We start from the raw sequence: 15,336 nt of genomic DNA, 5'->3' as shown, positions 1-15,336 counted from the left end.
CACCTCCGGAACTCAATTATCGCCGCTCCGGAGGCTTCGACGTGCCACACGGCTCACGCCCGCCGCGAACATCATGCGGTGGGCAGCGCCTCGGCTCCCGACGAAACGGAGGTCGCGCGCTCACGCTCCTTCAGGACCTTCTGGTCGTGGCGGTGGATCGCCGGCTCGCCCTCGCGCAGCTGCGAGTAGAGCGGCGCAGCGACGAACACCGTCGACCAGGTACCCACGAGGATACCGATCAGCAGCGCCAGGGAGATGTCGCGGAGCGTGTCGGCTCCGAGCACGCCGGCACCGATGAAGAGGATCGCCGCGACGGGCAGCGCGGCCACGACGCTCGTGTTGATCGAGCGCACGAGGGTCTGGTTCACCGCGAGGTTCACGGATTCGGCGAAGGTGCGCCGAGACTCCTGGCCGTCTTCGGCGGTGTTCTCACGGATCTTGTCGAAGACCACGACGGTGTCGTACAGCGAGTAGCTGAGGATCGTGAGGATACCGATGGTCGCTGCCGGGCTGATCTCGAATCCGACCGCGGCGTAGATGCCCACGGTCACGACGAGGTCGCCGATCAGGGCGAGGATCGCCGCGAACGACATCTTCCAGGTGCGGAAGTACAGCGCCATGATGATGCCCGCGAGCAGGAGGAACGCGACGAGGCCGACGAGGGCCTGCCGAGTGACATCCGCTCCCCAGCTGGGGCCGATGAACGAGGACGTGACCTCCGACTCGGGAACGTCGTACGCCTCGGCGAGGGCGCCGCTCACCTCTTCCGAATCCGCCTGCTCGAGCTGGTCGGTCTGCACGCGCACGCCGGTTCCACCGACGATCGCGACCCGGACCTCGGCGTCGGGCACCACCGAGTGCACCGCTTCGATCGCGGGCTCAGGGGTGGCGTTCTCGACCTCGGCGATCTGGAACTGGGATCCGCCGCGGAACTCGATGCTGAAGTTGACGCCGGTGAGGAGCGGCACGACGATCGACAGCAGGATCAGGATCCCGGCGATCGTGTACCACTTCTTGCGGCCGCCGACGAAGTTGAACGAGCGCTTGCCGGTGTAGAGGTCGTTGCCGAAGGTCGTGAGACGGTTCGCCATCAGGACTCCTTCCCTTCGTCGGACGAATCGGAGGCGCCCACTGATGCAGCGGCCTTCCGTTCGGCGATCGTCTGGCGGCGCTGCGCTTCCTTGGCGCTGGCCGCGGTCTTCTTCGCCGGCTGTCCGACGGGCTTGCGGAACTCGGCACGGCCGCGGTACACGGCGCCGAGCGCATTCGGGTCGAGGCCCGACCAGCGGTTGCCGCTCGAGAAGAAGCGGGTCTGCGCGAGTAGTTGCAGCATCGGGTGCGTGAACAGGATGACCACGACGACGTCGATGATCGTGGTGAGTCCGAGCGTGTACGCGAAGCCCTTGACGCTGCCGACGGCGAGCACGAAGAGCACGATGGCCGCGAGCAGGTTGGTGGCCTTCGACGCGAGGACGGTGCGGAAGGCGCGCTTCCACCCCGCCTCGACCGCGCCGACGAGTGCCCTGCCGTCGCGGAGCTCGTCTCGAACGCGTTCGAAGTAGATGATGAACGAGTCGGCTGTGAAGCCGATCGAGACGATGAGGCCCGCGATGCCGGCCAACGACAGGCGGTAGCCCTCGCGCCACGACAGGATCGTGATCATCAGATAGGTGATGATGCCCACGATCACGAGCGAGGCGATCGTGACCGACGCGAGTGCGCGGTACTGGAAGATCGTGTAGATCACCACGAGGATCAGGCCGATGAGGCCGGCGATGAGGCCGGACTGGAGCTGCGAGGTGCCGAGCGTGGGCGAGATCGTGTCGGAGGACTGCACCGTGAAGCTGATCGGCAGCGCACCGAACTTCAGCTGGTCGGCGAGCGCCTTCGACGAGGCCTGGTCGAAGCTGCCGGTGATCTGCGGCTTGCCGTCGGTGATCGCGCCGTTCATCGACGGTGCGGTCAGCACCTGACCGTCGAGCACGAACGCGAACTGGTCGCGAGGCGTCTGGCCCTGCAGGCCGTACAGCCGCGTGCTGACCGTGGCGAAGTCTTCGGTGCCCTCTGCGTCGAAGACGATGTTGACGGCCCACTGGCCCGTCGATGCACCGGTCTGGGTCTGCACCATGCCGTTGGTGGCGTCGACGATGTTCTCGCCGCTCGCCTCGACCGGGCCGAGCAGGTACTTCGCGGTGCGGCTGACGTCGCAGGTGACGAGCGGTTCGTCGGCCGGTGCGACGTTCGCCGAGTTCTCGTCGATCTCCGCGCAGTCGAAGTCGTCGAACTGCTGCTGCAGCGCGGGCGTGATCCACGAGGGGTCGCTGCCGTCGGTCGGCTTCGCGGTCGGCGTCGACTCGAGCTCTTCGGCGGGAGCCTCGGTCGGTTCAGGGCTCGCGCTCGGATCGATCGACGTGTCGGTCGCCGCGTCGGCGAGCAGCACGGCACGGAGCTCGAGCTTCGCCGACTGCTGGATGCGCGCCCGGGTCTGGTCGTCGAGTTCGCCCGGAATGCGGACGACGACGTTCTGGCCCTCGGTGTTGATCTCGGCCTCGGAGACGCCCGAGGCGTCGACGCGCTGGCGGATGATCGACACGGCCTGGTCGAGCTGCTCCTGGGAGACGCTCGCGCCGGTCTCGACCTTCGGCTCGAGGATGATCTGCGTGCCGCCCTCGAGGTCGAGCGCGAGCTTCGGGCTCCACGACCCGCCGCCCCAGATGACGCCGGCGGCATTGATGCCGAACAGCAGCGCGATGATGACACCCAGCCAGATGAGTGATCTCCATGCCTTGCGCACGGGGGTCGGCCGGGATGACCGCTTGGATGGTGCAGCCACGTGTTCCGCTTTCTCTGCAGAGAGCCCGCGCGTCAGCGCACGGGCCCAGCCTCGGGTTGAGTCTTAGTCGTCCGACTTCTTGGTGTCGGGCTTCTCGTCGGTCGCGTCCGTCGAGGCCGCGTCGGTCTCGGCGTCGAGACGCTCGCCGAACTCGGGCTCGCCCTCGAGCGCAGCCGTCTCCTCGACGACGTCGGCCTTGGGCTCGACGACGCGTGCAACCGTCTGACGGTGCACGGTGAGGACGGTGCCGGGCGAGGTCTCGAGGAGCACCTGGTTCTCGTCTTCATCGATCGAGAGGATGGTGCCGAAGACGCCGAAGTTGGTCATCACCTTCGCGCCAGGCTGCACCTTCGACTGCAGCTCGCGGGCGTCGGCCTGACGCTTGCGCGAGTTGCGGAACATGAAGAAGATGAGCACCGCCAGGACGGCGAGCATGATGATGGTGAACGGATCGAACGTCATGAGAGGAGAAGTACCTTCCGGAGTGCGGCGCGCGCACGAAGTCATCGGTGCTGAGGGGTCAGCTTCAAGGATTATAGGTCATCGATCGGAAGCGCCGCTGCCGCATCGGGTGCATGCGCCGTGAGACCGAAGTGACGCCATGCCGCGGGAGTCGCCATGCGACCCCTCGGAGTGCGGGTGATGAGCCCGATGCGCACGAGGAACGGCTCGACGACGGCCTCGATCGTCTCGGCCTCCTCGCCGACCGAGACGGCGAGCGTGTTGAGGCCGACGGGCCCGCCTCCGAAGCGCGTGAGGATCATCTCCATGACCGCGCGGTCGAGGCGGTCGAGGCCGAGCGGATCGACGTCGTAGAGCTCGAGCGCCGCACGGACCGCGGCGAGGTCGGCGCGTTCGCCGTGGACGAGCGCATAGTCGCGCACCCGGCGGAGCAGCCGGTTCGCGATGCGAGGAGTGCCGCGGCAGCGCCCGGCGATCTCGGCGAGCGCTTCGCGATCGGCATCGAGACCGAGCATCGAGCCCGCACGCTCGAGCACCTGCTCGAGCTCCGCCTCGTCGTAGAACTCGAGGTGGGCCGTGAAGCCGAAGCGGTCGCGCAGCGGGTTGGGCAGGAGCCCGGCGCGCGTGGTCGCTCCGACGAGGGTGAACGGCGACAGGTCGAGCGGAACCGAGGTCGCCCCGGCTCCCTTGCCGACCATGATGTCGATGCGGAAGTCCTCCATGGCGAGGTACAGCATCTCTTCGGCCGAACGCGCCATGCGGTGGATCTCGTCGATGAAGAGCACCTCGCCCGGTACGAGCGAGCTCAGGATGGCCGCGAGGTCGCCGGCGTGCTGGATGGCCGGACCGCTCGACATGCGCAGCGGACGCCCGCCCTCGTGGGCGACGATCATCGCGAGGGTGGTCTTGCCGAGCCCGGGCGGGCCCGCGAGCAGGATGTGGTCGGGCGTGCGCTGTTGCAGGGTCGCCGCGGTGAGCAGCAGCTGCAACTGGCCGCGCACACGGGTCTGCCCGACGAACTCGCCGAGGCTCTTCGGGCGCAGGGCCCCCTCGAACGCGAGCTCGGCCTCTCCGGCGAGCACTGGGTCGGTCAGGTCGAGGTCGTCGCTCATCGCGCCCGCCCCGTCTGCTGCGCGGGGCCGAGCCGTGCGAGTGTGAGCCGCAGCAGCGTGGGCACCGATGCCGCCTCGATGTCGGTCGCCGCGGCGATCGTCTCGTCGACGGCCTCTGCTGCGACCCGCTCCGACCAGCCGAGGCCCGTGAGCGCTGCGAGAACGCTGTCGGCCGCACCGCCCGCGACGACGGGTGCGTGCGGCGTCGACACGGCGGGTGCGACGAGCTTGCCGGCCAGCGAGACGGTGATGAGCTTCGCGGTCTTCGGGCCGATGCCGCTCACCTTCCGGAACACGGCGTCGTCGTCGCGCTGCACGGCCTCGGCGATCTGCCCGGGCGAGAGCACCGAGAGCACGCCGAGCGCCGACTTCGGCCCGACGCCGGTGACCCCGATCAGGAGGTCGAAGACGTCGAGTTCGTCGCGAGTGGCGAAGCCGAAGAGGGTCAGCGAGTCTTCGCGCACGACGAGGGTCGTGTGCACGGATGCCTCGTGCCCCTCGCGCATCGAGAGGGCCAGCGCCGGCGTCGTGTTGACGTGGAACCCCACCCCGCCGACCTCGATCACGACCGAACCACCGGCAGCTGCGAGCACACGGCCACGAAGAGAGGAGATCACCGCTTCAGCCTACGGGCCGCCCCCGACACGGAGGCGGAGCGCTCCGCGGCGAGCCACGCGCGCTGCGCCGGCGTGAGGGCGGCGTCGCCGGCAGCGTCGTCGGCGCCGTCGCGGACCGCTGCGCCCGCGACTCCCCCGGTGCGCCAGGCATGGCAGATCGCGAGGGCGAGGGCGTCCGCGGCATCCGCCGGCTTCGGCACCTCGTCGAGGCCGAGGATGCGCGCGACCATCGCGCCCACCTGCTTCTTGTCGGCGCGGCCGTATCCGGTGATCGCGGCCTTGACCTCGCTCGGCGTGTGCAGGGCGACGGGCAGGGCGCGGCGGGCGGCGATCAGCATGGCGACGCCCGAGATCTGGGCAGTGCCCATGATCGTCGAGACGTCGCTGCGGGCGAACACGCGCTCGAGGGCGACGGCCTGCGGCCGGTGCTCCTCGATGATCGCCTCGAGTCCCTCGGCGATGCGCACGAGCCGGCGCGGGGTGTCGAGCTCGGCGGGCGAGCGCAGCACGACGACGTCGACGAGTCGCGCCGTGCGGTTCGGCTCGACATCGACGACGCCCACGCCGCATCGCGTGAGGCCGGGGTCGATGCCGAGCACTCGCACGGCGATCGGCTACTCCGCTTCGAGCTCGGCCTGCACCTCGGGGGTGAGGTCGAAGTTGCTGTAGATGTTCTGCACGTCGTCGCTGTCTTCGAGCGCGTCGATGAGACGGAACACCTTGCGGGCCGTCTCGGCGTCGATCTCGACCTTGAGCGACGGCACGAACGCGGCATCCGCGGAGTCGTAGTCGATGCCCGCCTCCTGCAGCGCGGTGCGTGCGGCGACCATGTCGGATGCCTCGGTGATGACCTCGAAGGTCTCGCCCTCGTCGGTCACCTCCTCCGCACCGGCATCGAGCACCGCGCCGAGCACGTCGTCTTCGCTGAGGCCGTCGGTCTTCGCGACCACGATGACGCCCTTGCGCGCGAAGTTGTACGCGACGGAACCCGGGTCGGCCATGGTGCCGCCGTTGCGGGACATGAGCGTGCGCACCTCGGCGGCCGCGCGGTTCTTGTTGTCGGTGAGGCACTCGATGAGCAGCGCCACACCATTGGGGCCGTAGCCCTCGTACATGATCGTCGTGTACTCGATCGACTCACCGGTCAGGCCGGCACCGCGCTTGATCGCGCGATCGATGTTGTCGTTCGGGACGGAGGTCTTCTTCGCCTTCTGCACGGCGTCGACCAGGGTCGGGTTGCCGGAGAGATCGGCGCCGCCCATCTTCGCGGCGACCTCGATGTTCTTGATGAGCTTCGCGAACGACTTCGCACGGCGCGAATCGATGATCGCCTTCTTGTGCTTGGTCGTCGCCCACTTGGAATGCCCGGACATGCGTCTCCTGAATCGAATCCTCTCGCGGGCCGGGTCGCGGCTCGCGCGCCACCATTCTAGGTCAGCGACGCCCGACCTCCACGCTCTTCCGCGGCACGGGATGCAGTCGGCGGAGGGCGCGTTCGTACCGACGACGGCCGAACAGCCGGTAGGCGACCCGCATGGGCGCGGGCAGCTCGCGGTCCATCCACGCGGCGCGCTCGGCCTCCGGGACGGCCTCCATCATGAGCCCCAGCAGCAGGAACAGCGGCAACGGCGGCTTCTCGCGCTGCGCGTGGGCGGAGATCTCGTCCCACTCCGCCTCGGAGAGCACGGCGTCGAGCACGGGGAACGCCTCGCGCTCCTCGTCGGCGAGATGCACGGCGAGGGTCCGGTCGACCTCGTCGAGTGCCGTCGCCAGCCGCTCGGCCGCCGCGGCGTCGGCACCACCCGCCGTCCAGTCGTCGATGAGCACGTCGATCGCGTCGAGCTGGTCGGAGACGGTCTCGTGCTGCGACCGCATGAGGGCGACGTGGAGCCCGCACGCCGGGGCTCGTTCGCTCATCCGGTCCCAGAAGAAGTCGTCTTCCGCGTGATGGTGCACGTGCAGCAGCTTCGTGAGGCCGTGCAGGTGCTTCGAGAGGAAGGCCGCCCGCTGCGTATCGCCGGGCACGACCTCGCGCACGAGCGCGGGCGCTTCGCCGAAGAGACGACGGAACATGCGGTGGATGAGCACAATCTCATCGCTGCGGCAGGTCGTCCGGGGCGCGTCGGGAGCCGCGGGCGCGCCGGAACTGGGGAGTCGAGTGGTCATGGGAAGAGAGCGAAGCGGATGCCGCGGCGTCCCGCCCCCGTGACGACCCGCGCTTCCGCTCGGTGCCTCCCCTGAACTCCGGCGTGCTCGGGAAGGCCCGGACTCGGCTCAGCCGAGCATCTTCCGCAGTGTCCTGAGGTTGCGGTTCGTGGTCGTCGGCTTGAACCTGGCCTTCGCGAGCAGCTTCGCGAACGCCGTGTCGACCGTCGTGCCCTTCACGGGGTTCCAGTAGACGACCCCCTCCCCCTGCGCGATCGGGTCGACCTCGGGTTCGGCCTCGCCGGCGAACGCCGCGAGCTCGTCGATGACGGCGGGATCGGAGGCGAAGATCACCCACGGTTGACGCCGTTCGTCTTCGGCGTCGAACGGGAAGTCGTCGACGGCACGCTGCAGGTCGTCGCGGGTGACGAGCACGATCCACGCGTCGTAGTCGAACCGGTCGCGGAGCCCCTGCTCGATGCGCGCCTTCAGCGCCCTGTGCGACTCCTTCGCGGAACTCTCGAAGACGACGTTGCCGCTCGCGAGGACCGTGCGGACTCCACCGAACCCCAGGCTCTCGAACAATTCGCGTAGATCGGCGGACCTCACGGTGATTCCGCCGACGTTGACCCCCCGGAGCAGTGCGATGTAGGCCGTCATGTCCCCGAGTGTAGGACGACCTCCCGTCACGGGATGGGCGGAACGGGCTGCCCGTCGTAGAGCTCGTCCATCGCGCGCTCGTACTTCCGCTTCAGGAGCAGCGTGTAGAGCAGCCGAACGGGAGCGGGAAGGTTCTCCTTCATCCATTCGGAGCGCTGGTCGGGCTCCACCGTCGCGAGCAGGAGGCCGAACTGCACCGCCATCATGTCCCTCGGCAGTTCCTTCCTAGCCGCCTGGATGCCGTTCCGAGCGTGCTCGCCCATCTCATCCCACTCGGCCTGGGTCAGCACCGATGCCGCAACCGGCACGATGTGTTCCTCCTCCGGCGCGAGGTGGCCGAACAGGGTGTCTCGCAGACGCTCGACCGCCGCCGCGAGCCGGTCTCGGCTGACGGCATCCGCATGTTCGCGCCACGGGTCGAGCAGTGGCTCGACCACCGCGAGCTCCGCCGCGACCTGCGCATGCTGCGCCTTCATCTGGTCGACGTGCGCCGCGCAACCGGGCGACCGCTCCCCGAGTCGGTCCCACAGCACCAGATCCTCCGTCTCATGGTGCAGGTGCAGCGCGAAGAGATCCATGTAGGCGTAGTCGGCGACGACGGCCGCCCGGCCGACATCGCCATCGTCCACGCCCCTGATGAGCGACGGGAGCTCGTTGTAGAGCCACCGGAAGATGCGGTGGACCTGGATGAGATCGGTCGTGTCGCAGCCGGGTTGCAGCCCGTCAGGCAGCGGATCGGAGCTGCTCGGAAGCTTCGTGACCATGTCGGCCCCCTGTTCCGCGCCACATGGCGTGAGTAGGGATCCGTCGTCGGCGCCTCGAATGAGCAATCGAACGATGCGAATATACTCGCCGCGCGGAGCAGCCGCCACGGGCAGGCCGCGCACTGCGGCGACGACTCAGGCCCGCGTGCGCACCTTCGCGAGGAAGTACTCGTGGAAGCGGTGCTCCCCCGTGATCTCGGGGTGGAAGCTCGTGCCGACGAGGTTGCCCTGTTCGACCGCCACGACCCGGCCGTCGTCGAGCGTCGCGAGCGGCGTCGCGGCGTCACCGACGGACTCGACGACCGGCCCGCGGATGAACACGGCGTGCACCGGCACCTCGCCGAGCACCGGGATGTCGAGATCGGTCTCGAACGACTGGTTCTGCGAGCCGAAGGCGTTGCGGCGCACGACGACGTCGAGGCCGCCGAGCGACTCCTGGCCGGCGATCGCGTCGAGCACCGTGTCGGCGAGCATGATGAGCCCGGCGCACGTGCCGTAGACGGGAAGACCCGCGGCGATCGCGGCCTTCAGCGGCGCCTGCAACCCGAAGGTTCGCGCGAGCTTGTCCATGACGCTCGACTCGCCGCCGGGGATCACGAGGCCCTCGATCGCGTCGAGCTCCTCGGGGCGGCGAACGAGCGAGACGTCGGCGCCGAGCGTGGCGAGCACGTGCGCGTGCTCGCGGAAGTCCCCCTGGAGGGCGAGCACCCCGACGCGGGGGCCGGCCGCAGCCGACCGCCCCGCGTCGAGGGAACCGCTCCTGAGGTTGGTGATCACCAGCCGCGCTCGGCGAGGCGGTGCGGTGCGGCGAGGTCGGCGACGTTGATGCCGACCATGGCCTCGCCGAGGCCGCGCGAGACCTGCGCGACGACCGAGGGGTCGTCGTAGAAGGTGGTGGCCTTCACGACGGCGGCGGCACGCGCCTCGGGGTTGCCCGACTTGAAGATGCCCGAGCCGACGAACACGCCGTCGGCGCCGAGCTGCATCATCATCGCGGCATCCGCCGGGGTGGCGACGCCGCCGGCGACGAAGAGCACGACCGGGAGCTTGCCGGTCTCCGCGACCTCGAGCACGAGCTCGTAGGGCGCCTGCAGCTCCTTCGCGGCGACGTAGAGCTCGTCCTTCGTCATCGAGCGCAGCACGTTGATCTCGGAGGAGATCTTGCGGATGTGCTTCGTCGCCTCCGAAACGTCGCCGGTGCCGGCCTCGCCCTTCGAACGGATCATCGCCGCGCCCTCGTTGATGCGACGGAGGGCCTCACCGAGGTTCGTCGCGCCGCAGACGAAGGGGGTGTTGAACGCCCACTTGTCGATGTGGTTCACGTAGTCGGCGGGCGAGAGCACCTCGGACTCGTCGATGTAGTCGACGTCGAGGGCCTGCAGCACCTGCGCCTCGACGAAGTGGCCGATGCGGGCCTTCGCCATGACGGGGATCGATACCTCGGCGATGATCGCGTCGATGAGGTCGGGGTCGCTCATGCGGGCGACGCCGCCCTGGGAGCGGATGTCCGCGGGCACGCGCTCGAGGGCCATGACGGCGACGGCGCCGGCGTCTTCGGCGATGCGCGCCTGCTCGGGGGTGACGACGTCCATGATGACGCCGCCCTTCAGCATCTCGGCGAGGCCGCGCTTCACGCGGCTCGAACCCGTTTCGGATACGGTCACAGGGGGATCCTCTCGGACGAGCGCGCACATCGACGCGCATCAGGACTCGGACGTGCACGACACGGTGTCGCGCATCAGATCAGACGAACAGAATTATTGTCCTAGGCCAAAAGATAGCATGGTCGCAGACACGAGGAAGGGCGGTTCGACATCATCGACATCGAGGGACGCTCGGCGGCCGAGATCGCCGACAGCCTGCGCACGCTCATCGAGCGCGGAGCGCTCCGGCCCGGCGACGCCCTCCCCCCGGTCCGCACCCTGGCGGAGCATCTCGGCGTCAACCGGAACACCGCCGTGTCCGCCTACCGGCAGCTGATGAACGCGGGAGTCGTGATCACCCTCGGGCGCGGCGGCACTCGCGTGGCCGGCGGCGCCGCCGTCGCACAGGAGGGCTTCGCCGCCGACACCGCCCTCCGCGACATCGGCACGGGCAATCCCGATCCCAGCCGCATCCCCGATCCCTCGCACGCACTGGCGAGCATCGCCCGGAGCCCGGTGCTGTACGGCGAGCCCGTCATCGATCCCGACCTCGCCCGGTGGGCGCAGGAGTGGATGGGCGCGGACCTTCCGCCCCAGATCCCGATGCGCCTCACCGTGACGAGCGGCGCCGGCGACGCCGTCGAGCGACTGCTCGCCCAGGCGCTCACCCGCGATGACGCCGTCGCCCTCGAGGACCCGTGCTTCCTCACGAGCATCCACACGGTGCGCGTCGCAGGCTATCGGCCGGTGCCGGTGCCGATCGACGACGAAGGCATGACCGTCGAGGGCCTCCGCGCTGCACTCGAACTGGGCGTCCGCGCGGTCATCTGCACGCCCCGAGCCCAGAACCCGACCGGGGCGGGCCTCTCCGAGCGACGGGCTACCGAACTGCGCGCGGTGCTCCGCGATCACCCGTACGTGCTCGTCGTCGAGGACGACCACTACTCGTTGCTCTCGCAGCTGCCGTACCACTCGCTCATCGGCGCCGAGCATCGGCGCTGGGCGCTCGTGCGCTCGGTCTCGAAGTTCCTCGGCCCCGACATGTGCCTCGCCGTCACGGCTTCCGACCCCGATACCGCCGAGCGGCTCGCTATGCGCCTGACGCCCGGCACGACGTGGGTCAGCCACCTGCTGCAGCGGCTCGTGCGCGCGCTCGCGACCGACCCCGAGGTCACCGCCGGCATCCGGGCGGCAGGCGAGCACTACGCCGCTCGCAACGCCGCGTTCGCCGAGCTCCTCAGCGCCGAGGGCATTCCGACGCATACCGGCGACGGCCTGAACGTCTGGGTGCCGCTCGGGGCACCCGCCCGCGCAGTCTCCGAGCAGCTCATGCGTCGCGGCTGGCTCGCGAGGCCCGGCGACGAGTTCGCGCTCGGCGCCGAGGCATCCGATCACCTGCGCCTCACCGTGCACGACCTCGACGACGCCGACCTGCGCAAGCTCGCCGCCGATCTCGGCGCCTCCGTTCGAGCGGTTCGCCGCTAAGCGCTCGCGCCGCGAGCGGGAGCACCCGCCGGAGGTGCGATGATCGATCGGTGAAGATTCTCTCGATCCAGTCCGCGGTCGCCTACGGTCACGTCGGCAACTCCGCCGCCGTCTTCCCCCTGCAGCGCATCGGCGTGGAGGTGCTGCCGGTCTACACCGTCAACTTCTCGAACCACACCGGGTACGGCGCGTGGCGAGGACCGATGATCAGCCCCGACGACGTTCGCGACGTCATCACGGGCATCGAGGAGCGCGGGGTCTTCCCTCAGATCGACGTCGTGCTCTCGGGCTACCAGGGCGGCGAGGGCATCGCCGACGTCATCCTCGATGCGGTCGCGCGGGTCAAGGCCGTGAACCCCGATGCCGTCTACGCCTGCGACCCCGTCATGGGCAATGCGAAATCCGGATGCTTCGTGGCTCCGGCCATCCCGATCCTGCTGCGCGACCGCGTGGTGCCGGCGGCCGACATCATCACGCCCAACCAGTTCGAGCTCGGCTTCCTCACCGAGACCGAGCCCGACACGCTCGAGTCGACGCTCGCATCGGTCGACCTGGTGCGCGCCACCGGCCCGCGCACGGTGCTCGTGACGAGCGTGGAGCGGCCCGACCGCGAGGAGGGCACGATCGAGATGCTCGCCGTCGACGATTCGGGCGCTTGGATCGTGCAGACGCCGCTGCTGCCGATGAAGGCGAACGGCTCGGGCGACGTGACCGCAGCGCTCTTCACCGCGCACTACCGGCGCTCGGGCGATGCAGCCGACGCGCTCGCTCGCGCCACGTCGAGCGTCTTCGACCTGCTCTCGCTCACGCACACCTCGGGTGAGCGCGAACTGCAGCTCGTCGAGGCGCAGGAGTACTACGCGAACCCCGGCCTGCAGTTCACCGTGCGCCAGGTGCGCTGAGCCCGTCTGCCCGAGTCTGGCCCGCCTCAGCGCAGCTGAGCGCTCAGGACTCGGCCTCAGCGCAACGAGCGCTCAGACTGGCCACGCCTCGGCGATCTCCTGACGCACCTCGCCGAGCAGGCGCGGCAGCGCCTTCGTGCCGGCGATGATCGGGAAGAAGTTCGAGTCGAGCGCCCAGCGCGGCACGATGTGCTGGTGCAGGTGCTCGGCGATGCCCGCGCCCGCGATGCGGCCCTGGTTCATGCCGATGTTGAACCCGTCGCACTTCGACACCTGCTTGACGACGCGCATCGCGATCTGCGTGAGCTCGCCGATCTCGGCGACCTCTTCGGGCGTCGCCTCGTCGTACGTCGCGACGTGGCGGTACGGGCAGACCAGCAGGTGCCCGCTGTTGTACGGGTAGAGGTTCAGCAGCACGTACGCGTGCGTTCCGCGTGCGACGATGAGCGACTGCTCATCGGTCATCTCGGGGGCGCGGCAGAACGGGCACGTGTGCTCGTCGGGCTGCTGGCCGTGCTGGATGTACACCAGCCGGTGCGGCGTCCAGAGGCGCTGGAACGCGTCGGGCACTCCGGCCAGGTCGGCCGCGGCATCGGTCTGCACGCCCTCGAACTCGTCGGGCTGGTACGCGCTCATGCGAACAGGTCGTCGCGAGTGACGACCTGGCGACGCTCCTCGATGACCTGCTTGATGCGCTCGACCGCCTCGGCGATCGCGACGCCATTCTCCTGGGTGCCGTCGCGGAAGCGGAAGCTGACCGTCTCAGCCGAGCGGTCGCTGTCGCCGGCAATGAGCTGGATCGGCACCTTCTGGGTGGTGTGCGTGCGGATCTTCTTCTGCATGCGGTCGTCGCTCACGTCGAGCTCGGCGCGAACGCCGGCGCCCCTCAGCTGCTCGATGATCGCACCGAGGTAGGGCGCGAAGTCATCGGCGACGGGAATGCCGACGACCTGCACGGGAGCGAGCCATACCGGGAACGCGCCCGCGTAGTGCTCGAGCAGGATCGCGAAGAACCGCTCGATCGAACCGAACAGCGCCCGGTGGATCATGATCGGCCGCTTCTTCTGGCCGTCGCTGTCGGTGAACTCGAGTCCGAAGCGCTCGGGCAGGTTCGGGTCGACCTGCACCGTCGAGAGCTGCCAGGTGCGGCCGATCGCGTCACGGGTCTTGAGGTCGATCTTCGGCCCGTAGAACGCGGCCTCGCCGGGCATCTCGGTCAGCTTCAGTCCGCTCGACCGGGCGACGTTGCGGAGCGCGTTCGTCGAGTACTCCCAGAACTCGTCGGAGCCGATCCACTTGTCCTTCTCGTCATCGCGCATCGACAGCTCGAGCTCGAAGTCGTCGAGACCGAAGTCGCGCAGCATCGAGATGACGAACTCGATGACCTTGGTCGCCTCCTCCTCGAGCTGGTCGGGGGTGACGAAGAGGTGCGAGTCGTCCTGCGTGAAGCCGCGCACGCGGGTGAGGCCGTGCAGGGCACCCGAGAGCTCGTTGCGATAGACGGTGCCGTTCTCTGCCAGCCGCATCGGCAGGTCGCGGTAGCTGCGACCGCGCTCCTTGTAGATGAGGATGTGCATCGGGCAGTTCATCGGCTTCAGGTAGTAGTCCTGGCCCTGCTTGGTGATATTGCCCTCGGCGTCGCGCTCCTCGTCCATCACGATGGGCGGGAACATTCCCTCTTTGTACGTCACGAGGTGGTTCGAGGTGAGGAACAGGTCCTCCTTCGAGATGTGCGGCGTGTACACGTAGGTGTAGCCGCCCTCGATGTGACGACGACGCGCGTGCTGCTCCATCTCCATGCGGACGACGCCGCCGCGCGGGTGCCACACCGAGAGGCCGGAGCCGATCTCCTCGGGGAAGCTGAACAGGTCGAGGTCGCGGCCGAGCTTGCGGTGGTCGCGACGCGCGGCCTCTTCGAGTCGGTGCTGGTACGCGCGCAGTTCGTCTTTCGTCGGCCATGCGGTGCCGTAGATGCGCTGGAGCTGGGGGTTCTTCTCCGAACCGCGCCAGTAGGCCGCGGCGATGCGGGTGAGCGACCAGCCGTTGCCGATCATGCGGGTGTTCGGCAGGTGCGGACCGCGGCAGAGGTCCTTCCAGACGGTCTCACCGGTCTTCGGGTCGACGTTGTCGTAGATCGTGAGCTCGCCGGCACCGACCTCGACGTTCTCGTTGTCGCCGCCCGTCGACGCCGAACCCTTGAGGCCGATCAGCTCGAGCTTGTACGGCTCGTTCGCGAGCTCCGCGCGCGCCTCGTCGTCGGTGACGACCCGGCGCATGAAGCGCTGGCCGGCACGGATGATCCGGGACATCTCCTTGTCGAGCGCCTTGAGGTCTTCGGGAGTGAACGGCTCGGCGACGTCGAAGTCGTAGTAGAAGCCGTCGGTGACGGGCGGGCCGATGCCGAGCTTCGCCTCGGGGTTCACCGTCTGCACCGCCTGCGCGAGCACGTGCGCCGCCGAGTGGCGCAGGATGTTCAGTCCGTCGGGCGAGTCGATCGTGACGGGTTCGACCACGTCGGCCTCCGTGACCGTCGTGGCGAGGTCCTTGAGCTCGCCGTTGACGCGCATTGCGACAACGGAACGGTCGGTGAAGAGCTCGAAGCCGTCGGCCACCTGGATCCACTCCTTGAAATCGGTCTACAGAACCCTTCAACTGTAGTCGCCGCGAGCGCGCCCGCTCGGCACCTCGGTGCTGCCCCTGAGACAGCCCGCGC

At 69.0% G+C, this 15,336-nt stretch carries 16 protein-coding genes; 2 read left to right on the top strand and 14 right to left on the bottom strand.

Annotated elements, in window-relative coordinates:
• Nucleotides 1-71 precede the first annotated feature (71 nt).
• The 12 genes from secF to pdxS all read right to left on the bottom strand — a co-directional run bounded on the left by secF (nt 72) and on the right by pdxS (nt 10,287).
• Complete coding sequence (gene secF, locus ACFTQE_RS02410; protein ID WP_376923563.1) at nt 72-1,091, bottom strand: protein translocase subunit SecF; 1,020 nt, start codon at nt 1,089-1,091, stop codon at nt 72-74.
• Entirely contained in the window at nt 1,091-2,833 is a 1,743-nt protein-coding gene (gene secD, locus ACFTQE_RS02405; protein ID WP_376923562.1) for a protein translocase subunit SecD, read from the bottom strand. Before secD ends, secF begins: the two co-directional genes overlap by 1 nt.
• A gap of 63 nt (nt 2,834-2,896) precedes the next feature.
• Nucleotides 2,897-3,295 carry a preprotein translocase subunit YajC gene (gene yajC / locus ACFTQE_RS02400; protein WP_376923561.1) on the bottom strand — a complete coding sequence of 133 codons (399 nt, stop codon included), beginning with the start codon at nt 3,293-3,295 and terminating at the stop codon, nt 2,897-2,899.
• A 71-nt stretch (nt 3,296-3,366) separates the two neighbouring features.
• On the bottom strand, nt 3,367-4,407 hold the full coding sequence (gene ruvB / locus ACFTQE_RS02395) for a Holliday junction branch migration DNA helicase RuvB (protein WP_376923560.1): 1,041 nt from the start codon (nt 4,405-4,407) through the stop codon (nt 3,367-3,369).
• Entirely contained in the window at nt 4,404-5,024 is a 621-nt protein-coding gene (gene ruvA / locus ACFTQE_RS02390) for a Holliday junction branch migration protein RuvA (protein WP_376923559.1), read from the bottom strand. Before ruvA ends, ruvB begins: the two co-directional genes overlap by 4 nt.
• Nucleotides 5,021-5,629, bottom strand: a complete 609-nt coding sequence (gene ruvC, locus ACFTQE_RS02385) for a crossover junction endodeoxyribonuclease RuvC (RefSeq protein ID WP_376923558.1) — start codon at nt 5,627-5,629, stop codon at nt 5,021-5,023. The genes ruvA and ruvC overlap by 4 nt, the downstream gene beginning before the upstream one ends.
• A 9-nt stretch (nt 5,630-5,638) precedes the next feature.
• On the bottom strand, nt 5,639-6,397 hold the full coding sequence (locus tag ACFTQE_RS02380; protein WP_375833410.1) for a YebC/PmpR family DNA-binding transcriptional regulator: 759 nt from the start codon (nt 6,395-6,397) through the stop codon (nt 5,639-5,641).
• Between the two features lie 61 nt (nt 6,398-6,458).
• Complete coding sequence (locus ACFTQE_RS02375; RefSeq protein WP_376923557.1) at nt 6,459-7,190, bottom strand: hemerythrin domain-containing protein; 732 nt, start codon at nt 7,188-7,190, stop codon at nt 6,459-6,461.
• 108 nt (nt 7,191-7,298) lie between these two features.
• A complete protein-coding gene (locus tag ACFTQE_RS02370; protein ID WP_376923556.1) occupies nt 7,299-7,829 on the bottom strand; it encodes a DUF1697 domain-containing protein in 531 nt (176 codons plus the stop codon).
• Nucleotides 7,830-7,855: 26 nt separating this feature from the next.
• Entirely contained in the window at nt 7,856-8,593 is a 738-nt protein-coding gene (locus ACFTQE_RS02365) for a hemerythrin domain-containing protein (protein WP_376923555.1), read from the bottom strand.
• Between the two features lie 135 nt (nt 8,594-8,728).
• On the bottom strand, nt 8,729-9,370 hold the full coding sequence (pdxT, locus tag ACFTQE_RS02360) for a pyridoxal 5'-phosphate synthase glutaminase subunit PdxT (RefSeq protein WP_376923554.1): 642 nt from the start codon (nt 9,368-9,370) through the stop codon (nt 8,729-8,731).
• Nucleotides 9,367-10,287 carry a pyridoxal 5'-phosphate synthase lyase subunit PdxS gene (gene pdxS / locus ACFTQE_RS02355; RefSeq protein ID WP_376923553.1) on the bottom strand — a complete coding sequence of 307 codons (921 nt, stop codon included), beginning with the start codon at nt 10,285-10,287 and terminating at the stop codon, nt 9,367-9,369. The genes pdxT and pdxS overlap by 4 nt, the downstream gene beginning before the upstream one ends.
• Nucleotides 10,288-10,407: 120 nt before the next feature.
• Between pdxS and ACFTQE_RS02350 the strand changes: the two genes are divergently transcribed.
• Both ACFTQE_RS02350 and pdxY read left to right on the top strand, forming a co-directional pair.
• Nucleotides 10,408-11,721 (top strand): aminotransferase class I/II-fold pyridoxal phosphate-dependent enzyme, encoded by a 1,314-nt coding sequence (locus ACFTQE_RS02350; RefSeq protein ID WP_376923605.1) that lies wholly within the window; start codon nt 10,408-10,410, stop codon nt 11,719-11,721.
• A gap of 50 nt (nt 11,722-11,771) precedes the next feature.
• A complete protein-coding gene (pdxY, locus tag ACFTQE_RS02345; RefSeq protein WP_376923552.1) occupies nt 11,772-12,623 on the top strand; it encodes a pyridoxal kinase PdxY in 852 nt (283 codons plus the stop codon).
• Nucleotides 12,624-12,695: 72 nt separating this feature from the next.
• On the opposite strand, the gene ACFTQE_RS02340 is transcribed toward pdxY, so the two are convergent.
• Both ACFTQE_RS02340 and thrS read right to left on the bottom strand, forming a co-directional pair.
• Nucleotides 12,696-13,259, bottom strand: coding sequence for an HIT family protein (locus ACFTQE_RS02340; protein ID WP_376923551.1), 564 nt, complete (start codon nt 13,257-13,259; stop codon nt 12,696-12,698).
• A complete protein-coding gene (gene thrS, locus ACFTQE_RS02335; RefSeq protein ID WP_376923604.1) occupies nt 13,256-15,190 on the bottom strand; it encodes a threonine--tRNA ligase in 1,935 nt (644 codons plus the stop codon). The genes ACFTQE_RS02340 and thrS overlap by 4 nt, the downstream gene beginning before the upstream one ends.
• Between the last annotated feature and the right edge of the window lie 146 nt (nt 15,191-15,336).

The sequence above is a fragment of the Agromyces sp. NPDC056965 genome (assembly GCF_042673425.1).
GTDB lineage: Bacteria > Actinomycetota > Actinomycetes > Actinomycetales > Microbacteriaceae > Agromyces.
This window is presented reverse-complemented; position numbering and strand designations above follow the sequence as displayed.

Bases quoted from the DNA above. Each gene is read 5' to 3' on its own strand.
- ACFTQE_RS02340 (WP_376923551.1), bottom strand. From the start codon at position 13,259: ATGAGCGCGTACCAGCCCGACGAGTTCGAGGGCGTGCAGACCGATGCC.
- ruvB (WP_376923560.1), bottom strand. From the start codon at position 4,407: ATGAGCGACGACCTCGACCTGACCGACCCAGTGCTCGCCGGAGAGGCC.
- pdxS (WP_376923553.1), bottom strand. From the start codon at position 10,287: ATGTGCGCGCTCGTCCGAGAGGATCCCCCTGTGACCGTATCCGAAACG.
- thrS (WP_376923604.1), bottom strand. From the start codon at position 15,190: ATGCGCGTCAACGGCGAGCTCAAGGACCTCGCCACGACGGTCACGGAG.
- yajC (WP_376923561.1), bottom strand. From the start codon at position 3,295: ATGACGTTCGATCCGTTCACCATCATCATGCTCGCCGTCCTGGCGGTG.
- ACFTQE_RS02365 (WP_376923555.1), bottom strand. From the start codon at position 8,593: ATGGTCACGAAGCTTCCGAGCAGCTCCGATCCGCTGCCTGACGGGCTG.
- ACFTQE_RS02380 (WP_375833410.1), bottom strand. From the start codon at position 6,397: ATGTCCGGGCATTCCAAGTGGGCGACGACCAAGCACAAGAAGGCGATC.
- secF (WP_376923563.1), bottom strand. From the start codon at position 1,091: ATGGCGAACCGTCTCACGACCTTCGGCAACGACCTCTACACCGGCAAG.
- ACFTQE_RS02375 (WP_376923557.1), bottom strand. From the start codon at position 7,190: ATGACCACTCGACTCCCCAGTTCCGGCGCGCCCGCGGCTCCCGACGCG.
- ACFTQE_RS02370 (WP_376923556.1), bottom strand. From the start codon at position 7,829: ATGACGGCCTACATCGCACTGCTCCGGGGGGTCAACGTCGGCGGAATC.